This window comes from Actinomadura sp. NPDC023710, assembly GCF_040639875.1.
Taxonomy (GTDB): Bacteria; Actinomycetota; Actinomycetes; order Streptosporangiales; family Streptosporangiaceae; genus Spirillospora; species Spirillospora citrea.
The window spans coordinates 121,710-138,004 of record NZ_JBFAGB010000007.1 but is presented as its reverse complement, the minus strand read 5'-3'; the positions used below and the strand labels follow the sequence as shown (position 1 = coordinate 138,004).

Annotated in this window: 10 protein-coding genes; 4 read left to right on the top strand and 6 right to left on the bottom strand. The window is 70.7% G+C overall.

Features of this window, described 5'->3' with window-relative positions:
• Positions 1-22 precede the first annotated feature (22 nt).
• A complete protein-coding gene (gene ftsX / locus AB0H37_RS10625) occupies positions 23-928 on the bottom strand; it encodes a permease-like cell division protein FtsX (protein ID WP_179837425.1) in 906 nt (301 codons plus the stop codon).
• A gap of 169 nt (positions 929-1,097) precedes the next feature.
• Complete coding sequence (gene ftsE, locus AB0H37_RS10620) at positions 1,098-1,787, bottom strand: cell division ATP-binding protein FtsE (RefSeq protein ID WP_067453578.1); 690 nt, start codon at positions 1,785-1,787, stop codon at positions 1,098-1,100.
• A gap of 409 nt (positions 1,788-2,196) precedes the next feature.
• Between ftsE and AB0H37_RS10615 the strand changes: the two genes are divergently transcribed.
• On the top strand, positions 2,197-2,382 hold the full coding sequence (locus AB0H37_RS10615; RefSeq protein WP_089315961.1) for a hypothetical protein: 186 nt from the start codon (positions 2,197-2,199) through the stop codon (positions 2,380-2,382).
• A gap of 23 nt (positions 2,383-2,405) precedes the next feature.
• On the opposite strand, the gene AB0H37_RS10610 is transcribed toward AB0H37_RS10615, so the two are convergent.
• A complete protein-coding gene (locus AB0H37_RS10610) occupies positions 2,406-3,461 on the bottom strand; it encodes a hypothetical protein (protein ID WP_360612219.1) in 1,056 nt (351 codons plus the stop codon).
• A 150-nt stretch (positions 3,462-3,611) separates the two neighbouring features.
• Here AB0H37_RS10610 and prfB point away from each other — a divergent pair, with 150 nt between their 5' ends.
• A complete protein-coding gene (prfB, locus tag AB0H37_RS10605; protein ID WP_179837427.1) occupies positions 3,612-4,721 on the top strand; it encodes a peptide chain release factor 2 in 1,110 nt (369 codons plus the stop codon).
• Positions 4,722-4,847: 126 nt separating this feature from the next.
• A complete protein-coding gene (locus tag AB0H37_RS10600) occupies positions 4,848-5,828 on the top strand; it encodes a hypothetical protein (protein ID WP_360612218.1) in 981 nt (326 codons plus the stop codon).
• Positions 5,829-6,613: 785 nt separating this feature from the next.
• On the opposite strand, the gene AB0H37_RS10595 is transcribed toward AB0H37_RS10600, so the two are convergent.
• Together AB0H37_RS10595 and AB0H37_RS10590 are read right to left on the bottom strand one after the other, a co-directional pair.
• Complete coding sequence (locus AB0H37_RS10595) at positions 6,614-11,446, bottom strand: NAD-glutamate dehydrogenase (RefSeq protein ID WP_360612217.1); 4,833 nt, start codon at positions 11,444-11,446, stop codon at positions 6,614-6,616.
• Between the two features lie 179 nt (positions 11,447-11,625).
• Entirely contained in the window at positions 11,626-13,203 is a 1,578-nt protein-coding gene (locus tag AB0H37_RS10590) for a serine/threonine-protein kinase (RefSeq protein WP_329085842.1), read from the bottom strand.
• 319 nt (positions 13,204-13,522) lie between these two features.
• Here AB0H37_RS10590 and AB0H37_RS10585 point away from each other — a divergent pair, with 319 nt between their 5' ends.
• Positions 13,523-14,116: a hypothetical protein gene (locus AB0H37_RS10585; protein WP_329085839.1), complete on the top strand. Its 594-nt coding sequence runs from the start codon at positions 13,523-13,525 to the stop codon at positions 14,114-14,116.
• Here AB0H37_RS10585 and AB0H37_RS10580 read toward each other — a convergent pair.
• On the bottom strand, positions 14,106-16,061 hold the full coding sequence (locus AB0H37_RS10580; protein ID WP_360612216.1) for an acetoacetate--CoA ligase: 1,956 nt from the start codon (positions 16,059-16,061) through the stop codon (positions 14,106-14,108). The two genes, AB0H37_RS10585 and AB0H37_RS10580, sit on opposite strands and share 11 nt — an antisense overlap.
• Positions 16,062-16,295 lie beyond the last annotated feature (234 nt).

Sequence of the window (16,295 nt, the reverse complement as noted above, 5' to 3'; positions counted from 1 at the left end):
TGGGCCGGATCCGGCCGTCACGTCAGATTCGCAGGTATCTGCGCAGGGTCAGGAACGAGGAGACGGCGCACAGCAGGACGCCGAAGCAGATCGACACGATGATGACGAGGATCACCACGCTCCAGCCGAGCTGGCTGACGAGCTGGACGTCCCCCGCGAGTCTGTCGACCAGGAGTTTCTTACTGAAGATCAGCAGCACCGACGCGAACAACCCGCCGATCAGCCCGGCGATCGCGCCCTCCAGGATGAACGGCAGCTGGATATAGGTGTTGGACGCCCCGACCAACCGCATGATCCCTGTCTCCCGGCGCCGGTTGAACGCCGACAGCCGGACGGTGTTGCCGACCAGCATCACCGCCGCTATCACCTGGATCAAGGCGATCGTCAACGCGGCGACCTGCAGGCCGTTCAGGATCCGGAAGAACCGCTTCAGGATCTCCTGCTCGTTGATGACCGAGTCGACGCCGGGCTGGTTGAGCATCGCCTGCGCGACCGCCTTGTACTCCTCCGGGTTCTTCAGCTTCACCCGGAACGAGTCGGGGATGTCGCCCTCGCGGGTGCTCTCCACGAACCCGGGCGAGCCGGCGAAGCGGTCCTTGAAGCGGGTGTAGGCCTGCTGCTTGTTCTCGTACTGGACCTGCGAGACCTGCGGCATCTTCTCCAGCTGCGACTTGAGCGTCTGCCGCTGCTGGTCGGTGACGTCCTGCTTCTGGCAGACGGGGTTGGAGCTCGTCTTCGCGCACAGGAAGATCGAGACCTCGATCTTGTCGTACCAGTAGCTCTTGGACGCGGAGACCTGCTGCCGCAGGAGCAGCCCGGTGCCGAAGAGCGCCATGGCGATGGCGACGGTGATGACGAGGGAGATCGTCATCGTCATGTTCCTGCGGAGACCGATCCAGATCTCCTGGAGAACGAACTGTACGCGCATGCCTCGCTGTCCTTGATCGCCGTTGCTGGGCCGGGAGCCGGGCGGCCGCGGGATGCGGCGTGGGCGGCTTCCTTTCGGGCACCCCTCTGGGTTTCCTACGACCCGGCGGGAATCGATGGTTCAGATGTCAGTGCGCCCGTGTCGGCACGCCTGTGTCAGTACGCCCGTGTCAGTACGCCTGGCCGTACACGCCGCGCGACTGGTCGCGGACGACGCGGCCGTCCTCCAGCTCGACGACGCGCTTGCGGAAGGCGTCGACGATGGCGGCGTCGTGGGTGGCCATGACGACGGTCGTACCGGTCCGGTTGATGCGGTCCAGCACCTTCATGATGCCGATCGAGGTCGCGGGGTCGATGTTCCCCGTCGGCTCGTCGGCGAGCAGGATCATCGGGCGGTTGACGAAGGCCCGCGCGATGGCGACGCGCTGCTGCTCGCCGCCGGACAGCTCGTCCGGCATCCGGTGGGCCTTGCCCTCCAGGCCGACCAGGTCGATGACCTCGGGGACGACCTTGCCGATGAAGCGCCGCGGCTTGCCGATCACCTCTAGGGCGAACGCGACGTTCTCGAAGACGTTCTTGTTGGGCAGGAGCCGGAAGTCCTGGAAGACGCAGCCGATCCTGCGGCGCAGGTGCGGCACCTTCCAGTTGCTCAGCCTGCTCAGGTCCTTGCCCGCCACGTGCACGTGACCCTGGGAAGGACGCTCCTCCTTCAGGACGAGGCGCAGGAAGGTCGACTTACCGGAGCCGGACGGCCCCACCAGGAACAGGAACTCGCCCTTCTCGATGGCGACGTTCACATGCTGCAGGGCGGGCCGGTTCTGGCTCGGGTAGACCTTGGTGACGTTGTCGAAATGGATCACGGCTGCATCACGGCGGTTCGCTGTAGGGGTTGGGGAGCGGGCCGGCCCGCGGCCACGGAAGCGTCCGTGGCCCCTTGCCTGCGCCGCCCGGCTTCACGGCCAGGTGGGACGCGGAGCCTTCGAGCAGTGTAGAGGGGAGAGGCGACCACCTCGTCCCACTCGCAGTGGTACGGGCGTCCGGGGCCGGCACCGCGTCCGATCAGTGCGTGACGTCCGATCAGTGCCATGTGAACCGTCTCCCGACGTCCGGCCGTTTTATACCGTCTAGCCCCCGGACTTGCCGGAACGACCATACAGTCCGGCTACGCTGGATGCTGGCGAAAGATACCTAATAGGTGGACGAACGACCAGACAGGCCGACGCTTCCCGTACGGACCACATGCCGTTGCCGAAGATTGGGGCCCACGACATGAGCTGCGAACATCTCATCTGCGCTCGGTGCTCGAACCCGGTGGTGGAGGGACGCTGCCCCACCTGCCGGGAGGCCCGCTCGGAGCTGCACGACCACGGCCCGTCCGTGCCGCCCGCCGTCGTCCTGGCGGTCCTCGTCGCGCTGCTGTTCGCGGCGCTCGTCCTGCAGCGCGTCTACGGCTGACGGGGCCCGGCGCCCCACGGGCGTCACGGCTTCTTGATCGGCGGCGTGCCCGCCTTCGTCACGGCGCCGTCGTCGGCGACCATGTGCGCCTTCGGCCGCGCGGCGCCCTTCTTGCCCTTCGGCGGGTCGTACGCGGCGAAGTGCAGGGTGGCCGTGGTGTCGACCTCGTTGCCCTCCACCGTCCCGTCGAGCAGGTGCTCGGCCTCCTGCGGGATCTCCGGCTTCGGCGTGCCGGGGTCCTTGGCGATCAGCGAGGTGTTGCGGAACAGCGAGTAGATCACCAGGCCGCCGCCGTGTTCGGTCCGCAGCCCGAAGTAGGGGAACGGCGTCGCGGTGTAGACGGCGGTGTAGGTGATGTCCTTCTTCTTGGCCTTCTTCTTCGCGCGCTTGGCCTCCTGGTAGAAGCCGGTGGTGACGGGATTGGACCGCATCACCTTCGCGGCCACGCTGCGCGGTCCCTCGGCGGCGATCGTCGCCTGGATCCCTCCGACGTCGCGGGGACGGATCAGCACGGAGGGGTCCTCCGCGCTCATGGCGGTCGCGTACCCGGCGGCATCGACCGCGATCTCCGGCTCCTTGGCCTTCTCCTGCAGGAGGGTCGCGAGCGTGAGCTTCCAGTGGTCGGACGGCCCGCGCAGGATGAAGCCCATCAGCGCCCTGCGCCTGCTCTTGGGCTGGTCCACGACCGAGCGGTCGACCGACACCACGAACCACTGCGGGTAGGCGGCGTCCTTCAGCTTCGGCACGTACACCTTGGGCTTGCCGTAGACGAAGCGCCGCACCGGGTCGCCGTCGTAGGCGGCCTTGCGGAACTCCGCCGCGGTCAGCTGGGACTGGCCGTCGGACGTCCACGTCAGCGCGAGGCGCTCGTCGCCGGCGGCCCTGGCCACGTCCTCGTCGGTGACGTAGGAGCGGAACGCCCGGTCGGCGACCTGCGGGGTGAGCGCCACCGGCGCGGGCGGGGACGTCTCGGGCATGGTGACGGTCGGCCGCGCCTCCGTCCTGCCCTCGGCGCAGCCCGCGGCGGTGAGCAGGGTGAGCAGCGCCCCGGCCGCGACCACCCGCAGGAAGCTGTGCAAAGACCCGTCCCCCGGACCCAGAATCCAGGGCCGGCCGCCCTCGGCCGACCTCCTCGGCCCGTGATTCTGCCATCCGCATGGTATTGACCGGACCTCCGGTCGCCCGCCACGAGGCGATAAGCAGTGCCGGGACGGCGATAAGCTCGGACCGTGGCAGGCATCGAACCCGAAGAACAGCTCAAGGAGCTCGGCTCGACCCTGTCCAGCATCGAACAGGTGCTGGACCTCGACGCCATGCGCCGCGACATCGCCGAACTGCGCGAGCAGTCGGCCGACCCCGACCTGTGGAGCGACCAGGAACGCGCCCAGGCGGTGACGCGCCGCCTGTCGTACCTGGAGAGCGAGCTGAACCGGGTCGAGGGCCTGCGGCAGCGGCTGGACGACGCCGCCACGCTGTACGAGATGGCCCGGGAGATGGACGACGCCGACACGCGCACGGAGGCCGACGAGGAGCTGGCGGCGCTGCACAAGGCCGTCCAGCAGCTCGAGGTGCGCACCCTCATGTCGGGCGCCTACGACGCCCGCGAGGCGCTGGTCACCATCAACGCGCAGGCCGGCGGGGTCGACGCGGCCGACTGGGCCCAGCAGCTCCAGCGGATGTACCTGCGCTGGGCCGAGCGGCACGGCTACCCGACGGAGATCTACGACACGTCCTACGCCGAAGAGGCCGGGATCAAGTCGACCACGTTCGCCGTGAAGGCGCCCTACGCCTACGGGACGCTGCGCGGCGAGCACGGCACCCACCGGCTCATCCGGATCTCCCCGTTCGACAACCAGGGCCGGCGGCAGACGTCGTTCGCGGGCCTGGACGTCGTGCCGGTGGTGGAGCAGAGCGACCACGTCGAGATCGACGAGAGCGAACTGCGGATCGACGTGTACCGCTCGTCGGGGCCCGGCGGCCAGGGCGTCAACACGACCGACTCGGCCGTGCGGATCACCCACATCCCGAGCGGCATCGTCGTCTCCTGCCAGAACGAGCGCAGCCAGCTCCAGAACAAGGCCACGGCGATGAACGTCCTGCAGGCCAAGCTGCTGGAGCGCAAGCGCAAGGAGGAGGCGGAGGAGCTCTCCGAGCTGCGCGGCGAGGGCACCACGAGCTGGGGTACGCAGATCCGCAACTACGTGCTGCACCCGTTCAAGATCGTCAAGGACCTGCGCACCGGCGTCGAGGTCGGCAACACCTCCGGGGTCCTGGACGGCGACATCGACGAGTTCATCGAGGCCGAGATCCGCTGGCTGCGCCAGCAGGAGAGCGCCTGACCCGAGATCGCGCCCCGAGCGGTCCCCCACCTTTTCCCGCCGACTTTCGTGTTCGCAGAGTGATCACATGATCACTCTGCGAGGATGCCGGGTGGTCCGGACCAACGTCGCCATTCGGGGGGCCTCATGGCCGCACGCACTCTCGTTCCGATCCTTCTATCCGGCCTGATGGCCGCCGCCGTGAGCACCGGTTGCTCCGACAACACCTCCTCCGCGGCTCCGGGGAAGCCGCAGGGGGCGCCCGCCCTCACCAAGGAGCAGGCACAGCAGGTACTCGCGTCCTTCGCCACCGGCATGAACCAGGCCGGGTTCAGATTCAACGGCAGGGCGCTGCGCACGGTCGAGACCGACCCGCAGCTCACCATGGACGTCGCCGCGCTCAAGCTCCGCCGCGCCGTCCGTCAGCGCCCGCCCAAGGTGTCCTTCACCCACACGACCTTCTACATCCCGCGCCTGACCGGCTACCCGCACTGGTTCGCGGCCGACGCCGTCAGCGGCAAGGGCAAGCAGGCCCTGCGGCACGCGCTCCTGTTCACGCAGGCCGGGCAGAACGCGCCGTGGCTGCTGGCCTCCGACCCGTACCCGTCCGAACTCGCCCTCGGCCGCGTCGCGCTCGACCCGCAGGGGTACGCCACCCCGGTCGCCCCCGACGTCAAGGACCTCGCGGTCGCCCCCGCGAAGCTCCCCAAGGCCCATGCGGCGCTGCTCACGGACGGGCCCCGCGCCTCCGGAGCGTCCCTCCTGGCGGACGGGGCGAAGACCAGCGAGACCTACAAAGCGCTCAAGGCGGGCGAGAAGACCCTCGCCGGGCGCGGCGTCACGCTCTCGTCCCGCTTCTCCCCCGCCGAGTACAAGGTCTACGGGCTGCGCACCAAGGACCGCGGGGCCGTCGTCTGGTACGTCCTGAAGCAGAACGAGGCATACTCGTCGGCCCAGCGGGGCAGGCTGGCCGTGAGCGGCGACCTCATCGGACTCGCCCCGTCCACCACCGCCCGGACGCGCCTGGACACCACCGTCCTCGTGCAGTACCTGGCCACCGTCCCGCCCAAGGGCCGCGCCACCATCAGCGGCATGTACCGCAAGGCCGTCACCGCCCAGGGCTCCTGAACCCCGTCGGGTGCCGGCCGGCCCGCTCCTCCTGACCGCTGCAGCGGAACCGGCCGGCACTCGATGGTCTCTTGCTTTTTTCTCCTCCTTCGGGCCTGGCGGCCCTCCATCGTCGATAAAAGCGGGCGATCGCTGGCATCGCTCCGGCTCGCCTTGCGGCTCGCTTCGCGATCAGATTCTTGCTTCGCTCGAATCTGCCTTCGGACGCGATCGCGGGACCCCAGCTTGTTGGGTGGTTCTGCGGTGGCCGGGGTCTGTGTTCCTGGATTTGCTGGCATCGCTCCGGCTCGCCTAGCGGCTCGCTACGCGATCAGATTCTCGCTTCGCTCGAACCTCGATCGCGGGGCCCAGCCTGGTGTGGGGCGCTGGATTTCCGTCAGGACGGGCGCCCAGGCCGAATGGCGTGCGGCCCACTGGCCGACCTTTCGGGGGAAGCCGCCTCAGCTCGCCTACGACCGGGAGGGGTACGCCAAGCGTGATGGTGAGGCCGCTGAGACGCTGCACCTCTCCTGGGAATGGCTTGTCATCGGCTAGCACCTGTCTCCGGCAAAGGGCGCGTGCGGGGCGAATCGGTTTCGCTGACTTCGACCGCGTGAGGCCGCCGCGTGGTCCGGGTGAACCACGCGGCGACCTCAGTGGTCGCGATCGCGTCCGAAGGCAGGTTCAAGCGAAGCGAGAACCTGATCGCGCAGCGAGCCGCTAGGCGAGTCGAAGCGATGCCAGCGATCGCCCGCTTTTATCGACGATGGAGGGCCGCCAGGCCCGAAGGAGGAGAAAAAAGCAATCTACTCAGCGGGCAGGCTGCTGGAGGTCACCAGGGTGCGGATGGCGCCCAGGGCGACCGACAGGGTTGCCAGGTCGAAGCTGTCGCTCTCCCAGATCTCGCTCAGCGTCTGCTGGGCGCGCTGGACGGCCGGCTTGTTCTTGTCCGCCCAGTGGATCATCCGCTCCTCGGGGTTGCCGCCCGGCTCGCTGGTGACGAGGACGTCGCGGGTGAGGGCGGAGTGCGCGGCGTACAGGTCGTCGCGGAGGGCGGAGCGGGCCATCGAGCGCCACTTGTCGTCGCGCGGGAGCGCGATGATGCGCTCGCGCAGGCGGGACAGCTGGAGCCGGTCCGCGAGGTCGAAGTAGATCTCGGCGACCTCCTCCACCGGACGTTCCGTGTCGTGCGCGATGCCGACCACGTCGAAGGTGGAGTAGGCGGGGACGAACGTGGCGCACTGCTCGGCCAGCTCGTCCGGGACGCCCAGTTCGGCGAAGCCGTCACGGCGCTGCTCGAAGGCGGCGAGGTCCAGCCCGACCAGCAGCTTCGACAGGTGCGCGCTCAGGGTGGCCGCGCCGCCGCAGAAGAAGTCGATCGTCTCCTGGATGTCGAACGGGGGCCGCCGGTTGTGCAGCAGCCAGCGGGCGCCGCGCTCGGTGAGCTTGCGGGCCTCCAGCAGCATCGCGACCTGCGTCGTCTCCTCGACGTGGTGCGACAGGCTCTCCACCGACCGCCAGAACCGCGGCATCTGGAACACGTCGCGGGCGACGAGGTAGGCGCGGGCGATGTCGGACGAGGAGGCGCCCGTCTCCTCGTTCATGCGGAACACGAACGTGGAGCCGCTCGCGTTGACCACGTCGTTCACCACGGCGGTCGTGATGATCTCGCGGCGCAGCGGGTGCCGGTCCATGTGGGGGCGGAACCGCTCGCGCAGCGGCGTCGGGAAGTAGTCGACCAGCCACGACTCCAGGTAGGGGTCGTCGGCGAGGTCGGAGGCGACGAGGTCGGCGTCCAGGGCGAGCTTGGCGTAGGCGAGCAGCACCGAGAACTCGGGGCTGGTCAGCCCGTGCCCCGACTGGCGCCGCTCGGCGAGGGCCTTGTCGTCCGGCAGCGCCTCCAGGCGCCGCTTCAGGCGGCCGTCGCGCTCCAGCTTGCGCATGTACCGGGCGTGGACGTGCAGCATCGCGGGCGCCTGCGCGCGGGCCGCGGCGAGCACCACGTTCTGCGCGTAGTTGTCGCGCAGGACGAGCCGTCCCACCTCGTCGGTCATCTCGTAGAGCAGGCCGTCGCGCTGCTTGCCGGCCAGCTCGCCGTCCCGCACGGCCTGGTCGAGCAGGATCTTGATGTTGACCTCGTGGTCGGAGGTGTCGACGCCCGCGGAGTTGTCGATGAAGTCGGTGTTGATCAGGCCGCCGCCGCGCGCGAACTCGATGCGGCCGAGCTGGGTCACGCCGAGGTTGCCGCCCTCGCCGACGACCTTGCAGTGCAGTTCGGCGCCGTCCACCCGGACGGGGTCGTTGGCCTTGTCGCCGACATCGGCGTTGTTCTCGGCGGACGACTTGACGTAGGTGCCGATGCCGCCGTTCCACAGGAGGTCGACCGGCGCCCGCAGGATGGCCCGGATCAGCTCGAAGGGGGGAAGGGTCTTCACCCCGTCGCCGAGCCCGAGCATCGCCCGCACCTGCGGGGTGATCTGGATCGACTTGAGGGTGCGGGGGAACACGCCGCCGCCCTTGGAGATCAGGGAGGTGTCGTAGTCGGCCCAGCTGCTGCGCGGCAGCTCGAACAGGCGCCGGCGCTCGGCGAACGAGGCGGCGGCGTCCGGGTCGGGGTCGAGGAAGATGTGCCGGTGGTCGAACGCGGCGACCAGGCGGATGTGCTCCGACAGCAGCATCCCGTTGCCGAACACGTCCCCGGACATGTCGCCGATGCCGACGACGGTGAAGTCCTCGTTCTGGATGTCCTTGCCGAGGGCCCGGAAGTGGTACTTCACCGACTCCCAGGCGCCGCGGGCGGTGATGCCCATCCCCTTGTGGTCGTAGCCGACCGAGCCGCCCGAGGCGAACGCGTCGCCGAGCCAGTACCCGTAGTCGGCGGCGACGCCGTTGGCGATGTCGGAGAACGTCGCGGTGCCCTTGTCGGCGGCGACGACCATGTAGGTGTCCTCGCCGTCGTGGCGGACGACGTTCGGCGGCGGGACGACCTTGCCGTCCACGAGGTTGTCGGTGAGGTCGAGCAGGCCGGAGATGAAGTCCTTGTAGCAGTCGATGCCGGCCTTCTGCCACGCCTCCCGGTCCACGGACGGGTCGGGCAGCTGCTTGCCGACGAAGCCGCCCTTGGCGCCCGCCGGGACGATGACGGTGTTCTTCACCGCCTGCGCCTTGGCCAGGCCGAGGATCTCGGTGCGGAAGTCCTCGCGCCGGTCCGACCAGCGCAGCCCGCCGCGCGCGACCGACCCGAACCGCAGGTGCACGCCCTCGACCTTCGGCGAGTACACGAAGATCTCGTACGTGGGGCGGGGCTGGGGCAGGTCCGGGATGCCCGCGGGGTCGAACTTCATCGCCAGGTACGGCTTGTTCTGGTAGTGGTTCGTGCGCAGGGTCGCCTGGACGAGGGCCAGGTAGGAGCGCAGGATGCGGTCCTCGTCGAGGCTCGCGACGTCGTCCAGCTTGCCGCGGATCTCCTCGGTGATGCCGTCGCTGCGCTCCTCCTCGCCGCCCTGCAGCGTCGGGTCGAGCCTGCTCTCCCACAGCCGGATGATCAGCCGGGTGATGGAGGCGTTGCGCAGCAGCACCTCCTCGAAGTAGCGCTTGGAGAACGCGGCGCCCGCCTGCCGCAGGTACAGGGCGTAGGCCCGCAGGACCATCGCCTGCCACCAGGTCAGGCCGACGTGCAGGACGAGCGCGTTGAAGCCGTCGTTCTCGATGTCGCCGCGCCACAGCACCGTGAACGCGTCCTGGAACAGGTCCTTGACGGCGTCTTCCGGGACGTCGGCGGGCGGCACGTACCGCAGCCCGAGGTCGTAGATCCAGAACCGGCGGCCGTCGGAGGTGTTGATCTCGTACGGGCGCTCGTCGATCACCTCGACGCCCATGTTCTGCAGCAGCGGCAGCACCCGCGACAGCGAGATCGGCTCGCCCAGCCGGTAGATCTTCAGCCGCCGCTCGCCGGGCCCGGCGCCGACCGGCTCGTACAGGTCGATCGAGGTGTCGACCGCCTCGTCGAGCGCGTCGAGGCGGCGCAGGTCGGCGACGGCGGTGCGGGCCGGGAAGTCGGCCTTGTAGCCCTCGGGGAACGCCTCGCCGTACGAGCGGCCGAGCGTTCCGGAACGCTCCTCCCCGCACTGCTGGACGATCGCGTCGGCGAGGTCGTCCTCCCAGGAGCGGGTGGCGTCGGCGAGGCTCTCCTCCAGCGCCGCCACGTTCACGTCCGGCAGCGGGCGGCCGCGCTCGCCGCGGACCACGACGTGCAGCCGGGCCAGGTTCGACTCGGTCACGTTCGCGCTGTAGTCGACGCTGACGCCCTCGAACGCCTCCTTGAGCAGGTCCTGGATGCGCAGCCGGACCTTGGTGGTGTAGCGGTCGCGCGGCAGGTAGACCATGCAGGACATGAAGCGGCCGTACAGGTCCTTGCGCAGGAACAGCTTCAGCTGGCGGCGCTCGCGCAGCCGCAGCACGCCGAGGGAGATCTTCAGCAGGTCGTCCACCGAGATCTGGAACAGCTCGTCGCGCGGGTAGCTCTCCAGGATCTCGATGAGGTCCTGGCCGTCGTAGCTGTCGGGGGTGAAGCCGGCGCGCTCCAGCACCTCGTCGAGCTTGGGCCGCAGGACGGGGACGTGCCGGATCGACTCGCTGTAGGCGACGTGCGTGAACAGGCCGAGGAAGCGGCGCTCCCCGATCACCTCGCCGGCCTCGTCGAACTTCTTCACCCCGATGTAGTCCAGGTACAGGGGGCGGTGGACGGTGGAACGCGAGTTCGCCTTGGTGAGGACGAGCAGGCTCTTCTCCGTCGCCTTCTCGCGGACCTCCGGCGGCAGCGCGGCGAAGCCCGCGGACTCGCGCTTGTCGTTGCGCAGGACGCCGAGGCCCGAGCCGGGCTCGGGGCGAAGCGCCGTGCCGCCGTCGTTGAGCGTGTAGTCGCGGTAGCCGAGGAACGTGAAGTGCCCGTCGGCCAGCCAGTCGAGCAGCTCGACGCCTTCGCCGAGCTCCTTGTCGGACAGCGGCGGCGGGATCTCCTGGATCGCGGTCGCGATCTCGTGGGCGCGGGCGCGCATCTTGGGCTCGTCCTCGACGGCGACCCGCACGTCGTGCAGGACGCGGATCAGGTCCTTCTCCAGCACGTCCAGGACGGCCTGGTCGGTGGTGCGGTCGACCTCGATGTGCATCCACGACTCGTCGACGTCGATGTCGCTGTCGTGCTTGCCGCGGAACGCCCTGAGGTGGCCCGCGACGTCGCGGTCCACGCCCAGCAGCGGGTGGACGATCAGCTGGGTCGCGAGCTGGTGCCGGCTCAGCTCCATCGTCACCGAGTCGACCAGGAACGGCATGTCGTCCGTGACGACCTGGACGACGGTGCAGCCGGGGTTCCAGCCGTCCTCCTCCAGCGTCGGCGTGAAGACGCGCACCTTCGCGCGTCCCTGCGGCCGCTCCTCGCCGAGCGCGCGGTGCGCCATCGCGCGCCCGCAGATGTCGGCCGGGTCCCGCTCCAGCAGGTCCTCGCGTGCGACCTGGCGGTAGTAGAGGCGGAGGTAGGCGAGAACCTCCTCCACGTCCCCGCGCGCGTCCGGACGCCGCGCGCACGTCTCGGCGGCCCGCCGGAGCAGGTCGTCCTTCGCTTGATCGAGCATGCCGCTCATCGACTATCTCCCCTAGAGACCCATCGCCACCTCGTTGTGGCGCCGCTCACTGCACGAGCGTAACCAGGAATCGCCCCAAAGCCGACCTGGTCGCGTGGATGGCCGACGTGGCCTACCCCACCCTGCCAGGGCGCCCGGGGCGGCTCGGGGTGATCATGAAAATCGGTGCTGCCGGGGTGTCAGCCCGCGGCCTGCCCGCCGGTGCCCGTCCCGGTGCCGGTACCGCCGTCTCCAGGGTCGGTCGGCGTGGGGCTCTCGGTCGGCGGGTCGCTGGGGCCGGTGGACGGTTCGCCCGGGCCGGTGGGGGTGTCGCTCGGAACCGGGCCGGTCGGCGAGTCGGACGGGGTCGGGGACCCGGTCGGCGTGGGGCTACCGGTCGGTGTGGGGCTGCCGGTGGGCGTCGGCTCGTAGGACGTCGGCGGCTCCTCCTCCACGGGCCGGCGGCTCGTCGGCGCCGCGGTGGTGGGCACGACGTCGGTCGAGGCGGGCGGCGCGCTCGGGTCGCTGACCTTGCGGCCCGCCTTGCCGCTGTCGCCGGAGCCGAGCAGCAGGACGGAGGAGACCACGATGACCGCGACGACCAGGGCGGCGGCCCCGGCGAGCACGGCGGAGCGTCCCGAGCCGGCGAGCGAGCGCCGCAGACCGCCGCCCTTCCCGCCGGCGCCGGGCAGGGTTTCGTCGGCGGCCCATGCGCCGGGCGTGCCCAGCGGGCCGGCCTCGTACGCGTCCGGGACGGCGGCGGCCTCCGCCGGGGCGGCGAAGGAGGCGTCGTCGAAGGAGGCGTCGTCGAAGATCGGGCTCTCGGCGGGGAGGGAGTCGTCGGCGAACGCGGCGGCGGGCTCGAACGCCTCGTCCTCGTCGCCGCCCTCGGCCGCGAGGACGGACCCGGCGGCCAGCATCGCGGTCTCGTCGGTGTCGCCGGACGGGCGGGCGGCCGGGCGCACCGCGGCCTCCTCGTGCCCGAGCAGCCGCATCAGCACCTGCCGGGCGCCCGGACGGTGGGACGGGTCCTTCTCCAGGCAGTCGAGCACCAGGTCGCGCAGCGGCCCGTCGAGGTCGCCGAGCTCCGGCTCCTCGTGCAGGATCCGGTTGATCACGGCGGGGATGGTGTCCTGCCCGAAGGGCGGCTCCCCGGTCGCGGCGAACGCCAGCGTCGCCGCCCAGCAGAAGACGTCCGCGGGCGTCCCGACCTCGTCGCCGCTGATCTGCTCGGGCGCCATGTAGGACGGGGTGCCGATCACCCGGCTGGTCAGGGTGGTGCCGCCGCTGAGCGCGCGGGCGACGCCGAAGTCGATGACGCGCGGGCCGTCGGGGCCGATCAGCACGTTGTGCGGCTTGAAGTCGCGGTGCACGATGTCGGCCTGGTGGATCGCGGCGAGGGCCGTGGCGGTGCCGACGGCGAGCCGGTCGAGCGCGGCGCCGGCGAGCGGGCCGTCCTCCAGCACCTGCTGGTTCAGCGACGGGCCCGGCACGTACTCGCTGACGATGTAGGGCCGGTCGCCGGTCGCGTCGGCGTCGATCACCTGCGCCGTGCAGAACGGCGCCACCTGCTTGGCGACCTCCAGCTCGCGCAGGAAGCGGGCGAGCGCCTTGTCGTCGGACGCCAGCTCGGCGTGCAGCAGCTTGATCGCGACCTGCCGGCCGTCCTCGGCCACGCCGAGGAACACCGTGCCCTGGCCGCCCTCGCCCACCCGGCCGATCAGGGCGTAGGTCCCCAGCCGGTCCGGGTCTCCGGACCGCAGCGCCCCAACCTCCATGCGTGGAACCGTCCCTCTCCTTGATCGGCGAATCGAGCGGGCCCCGACCCGGATCACCCCTCCGACTGTGAGACGCGCGAGACCGGAGGCAAGTTCACCCGATCCCGCGACCATTCGGAGCGATATGGACGATCATCTCCGCGGGCCGGCTTTGGGTCGTAGACCACCCTAATGGCGTTACTTCCCCCAGCGCCGGGGGCGCGCCCGCTGTCACTACGGAAGTGGTGTTCCCCAGTGGACAGGGGCACCGGCCAAGCAGTCTCGTCGCCAGAGCGGGGACGTACAAGCGGAACGCTGCCACACACGGAACACTGAGCGCATGGCGACACTCGACGGCCGCCGCGTTCGCACGCGCGCCGAACTCATGGACGACCACGGGCTCGGCCGCAGCACCCTGGAGAAGTGGTACCGCGAGCGCGCCGCCAACGGCCACCCCGAGCCGGTGGGGACGGTCGGCTCCCAGCTCGCGTGGGACGCCGCCGAGTGGGACCGCTGGTACGCGGCGCGCCGGAGCCGGGGCGTCCCGCCCGGCCTCGCCACCCGCGACGAGCTGGCGGAACGCCACGGCCTCAGCCGCCACCGCCTCAAGCAGCTCTGGGCGGACCGCGCGTCCAACGGCCACCCCGACGTCGCGCACCGCGCCGGCAAGGCCCTGTACTGGGACGAGGCCGCCTGGACGGCCTGGTATCGCGCCCTGGAGGAGCGCCCCGCCGAGGAGGGGCCGGACGATCTGGTCACCCTGGCGGAGGCAGCCCGCATCCTCGGCCTGGCGCAGACGAGCGTCACCGTCTACGCCAGGCGCCCGCCCGCGGGCTGGCCGGAGCCCGCCCGGGTGGAGCCGCTGGGAGGAGGCCGCGTGCGGCGGCTGTACCGCCGCCGCGACGTCCTCGCCTACGCCGCGGCTAGGGGGTGAAGTGGGTGAGCACCTCGGGATTGGCCATGGAGTCGCGGTTGGCGGCCTGGTCGACCGGGGTGCCCTGGAGGATCTTGCGGACGGGGACCTCCAGCTTCTTGCCGGACAGCGTGCGCGGGATGCCGGGCACGGCGGTGATCTCGTCCGGGACGTGCCGGGGCGACAGCGCGGCCCGGATCCGCCTGCGCAGGTCCGCAGCCAGCTCGTCGGTGAGCGACGCGCCCTCCGCGAGCTGGACGTACAGGAGCAGTCGGCCCTCCTGGCCGAGCCGCCCGGTGTCGATGACGAGGCTGTCGCTGATCTCCTCGAACGCCTCGACGACGCGGTAGAAGTCGGAGGTGCCCATGCGGACGCCGCCGCGGTTGAGGGTGGAGTCGGACCGGCCGTAGATCACGCACCCGCCGTCCGGCAGGACCTTGATCCAGTCACCGTGCCGCCACACGCCCGGGTACATGTCGAAGTAGGAGTCGCGGTAGCGCCCGCCGCCCTCGTCCTTCCAGAAGAAGACGGGCATGGACGGCATGGGCTCGGTGATGACCAGCTCCCCGACCTCGTCGATCACCGGCTTGCCGTCCTCGCCGAACGCCTCCACCTTGGCGCCGAGGCCGCGGCACTGGATGACGCCGGCGCGCAGCGGCAGGAGCGGCGAGGGGCCGACGAAGCCGGTGCACAGGTCGGTTCCGCCGGAGAACGAGCCGAGCAGCAGGTCGCGGCCGACCGCCTCGTACACCCAGGCGAAGCCCTCGGGCGGGAGCGGCGAGCCGGTGGAGCCGATGCCGCGCAGGCCGGACAGGTCGAACTCCTCGCCGGGGCGGCGCCCCTCCTTCGCCGAGGCGGAGATGTAGGGCGCCCCGACCCCCATGTAGGTGACGCCGTTCTCGGCGGCGAGCGACCACAGGTCGAGGGGGGCGCCGTCGTACATGACGATGGTGGACCCCACCAGCAGACCGCCGATGAGGTAGTTCCACATCATCCAGCCGGTGGTGGTGTACCAGAAGAACACGTCCTCAGGCCCGAGGTCCTGGTGGAAGGACAGCGCCTTGAGGTGCTCCAGGACCACGCCGCCGTGACCGTGGACGAGCGGCTTCGGCAACCCGGTCGTCCCGGACGAGTACACGACCCACAGCGGATGGTCGAACGGGACGTCCTCGAACTCCAGGGTGTCGTGGCCCGCGCGGGGCAGCGCGCCGTAGTGCATGCCGACGCGCAGGCCCTCCGGCGTCGCGGCCGGGTCCAGGTACGGGACGAGCACGGTGGCGGCGAGGGTCGGCAGCGCGGCCTCGATCTCCGCGACGACCCCGCGGCGGTCGAAGCTCTTGCCGTTGTAGGCGTAGCCGTCCACGGCGATCAGGACCTTCGGCTCGATCTGCGCGAACCGGTCGATCACCGAGGAGGACCCGAAGTCGGGGGAGCACGACGACCAGACCGCCCCCAGCGACGCCGTGGCCAGGAAGCAGATCAACGCCTCGGGGATGTTCGGGATGTAGGCGGCGACCCGGTCGCCCTTGCCCACGCCCAGCTCGGCCAGGCCCGCGCGCACCTCCGCGACGTGCATCGCCAGCTCCCGGTACGACAGCAGCCGGTGCCCGCCCGCCTCCGACCGGAAGACGACCGCCGTCTCCTCGGGCGTCTCCCGTGCCCGGCGCAGCGCGTTCGCCGCGTAGTTGAGGGTCGCGCCCGGGAACCACTTCAGCCCGTCGACCGGCATGGGTCCGCCCGTCCGGACGGGCCCGTCACCGCGCTCGCCGACGACCTCGAAGTACGACCAGATCGCGTCCCAGAACGCGTCGACCTCCGTGACCGACCACTGCCAGAGTTCGTCGTAGGACTCCTTGAGGACGCCCCGGTCCCCCAGCCAGTGGGCGAACCGCGTCACCCGCGCGTTCGCGACCACCTCCTCCGACGGCTCCCACAGCGCCGAACCCTCGGATACCTCCCGGGCCATCTCTCTCCCTCCCCGCCGCGCCACGCCGCGCGGCCATCCCAGCATCGGCCCCGCCCGGCACACCGCGCAACTTGCCCGGCACGCCCGCCGCCAAGCCCCGAAACCGGTCCTATCGCAGGTCAAAACCCGTCCTCGGACAACCCCGCGCCCCCACACAGAATCGGCCCCGGACATCCCCCGGCCCCACACCTCCGGAAGAACGGGCAGCGTGGCGAGGGCACACCGCCAGGCGCG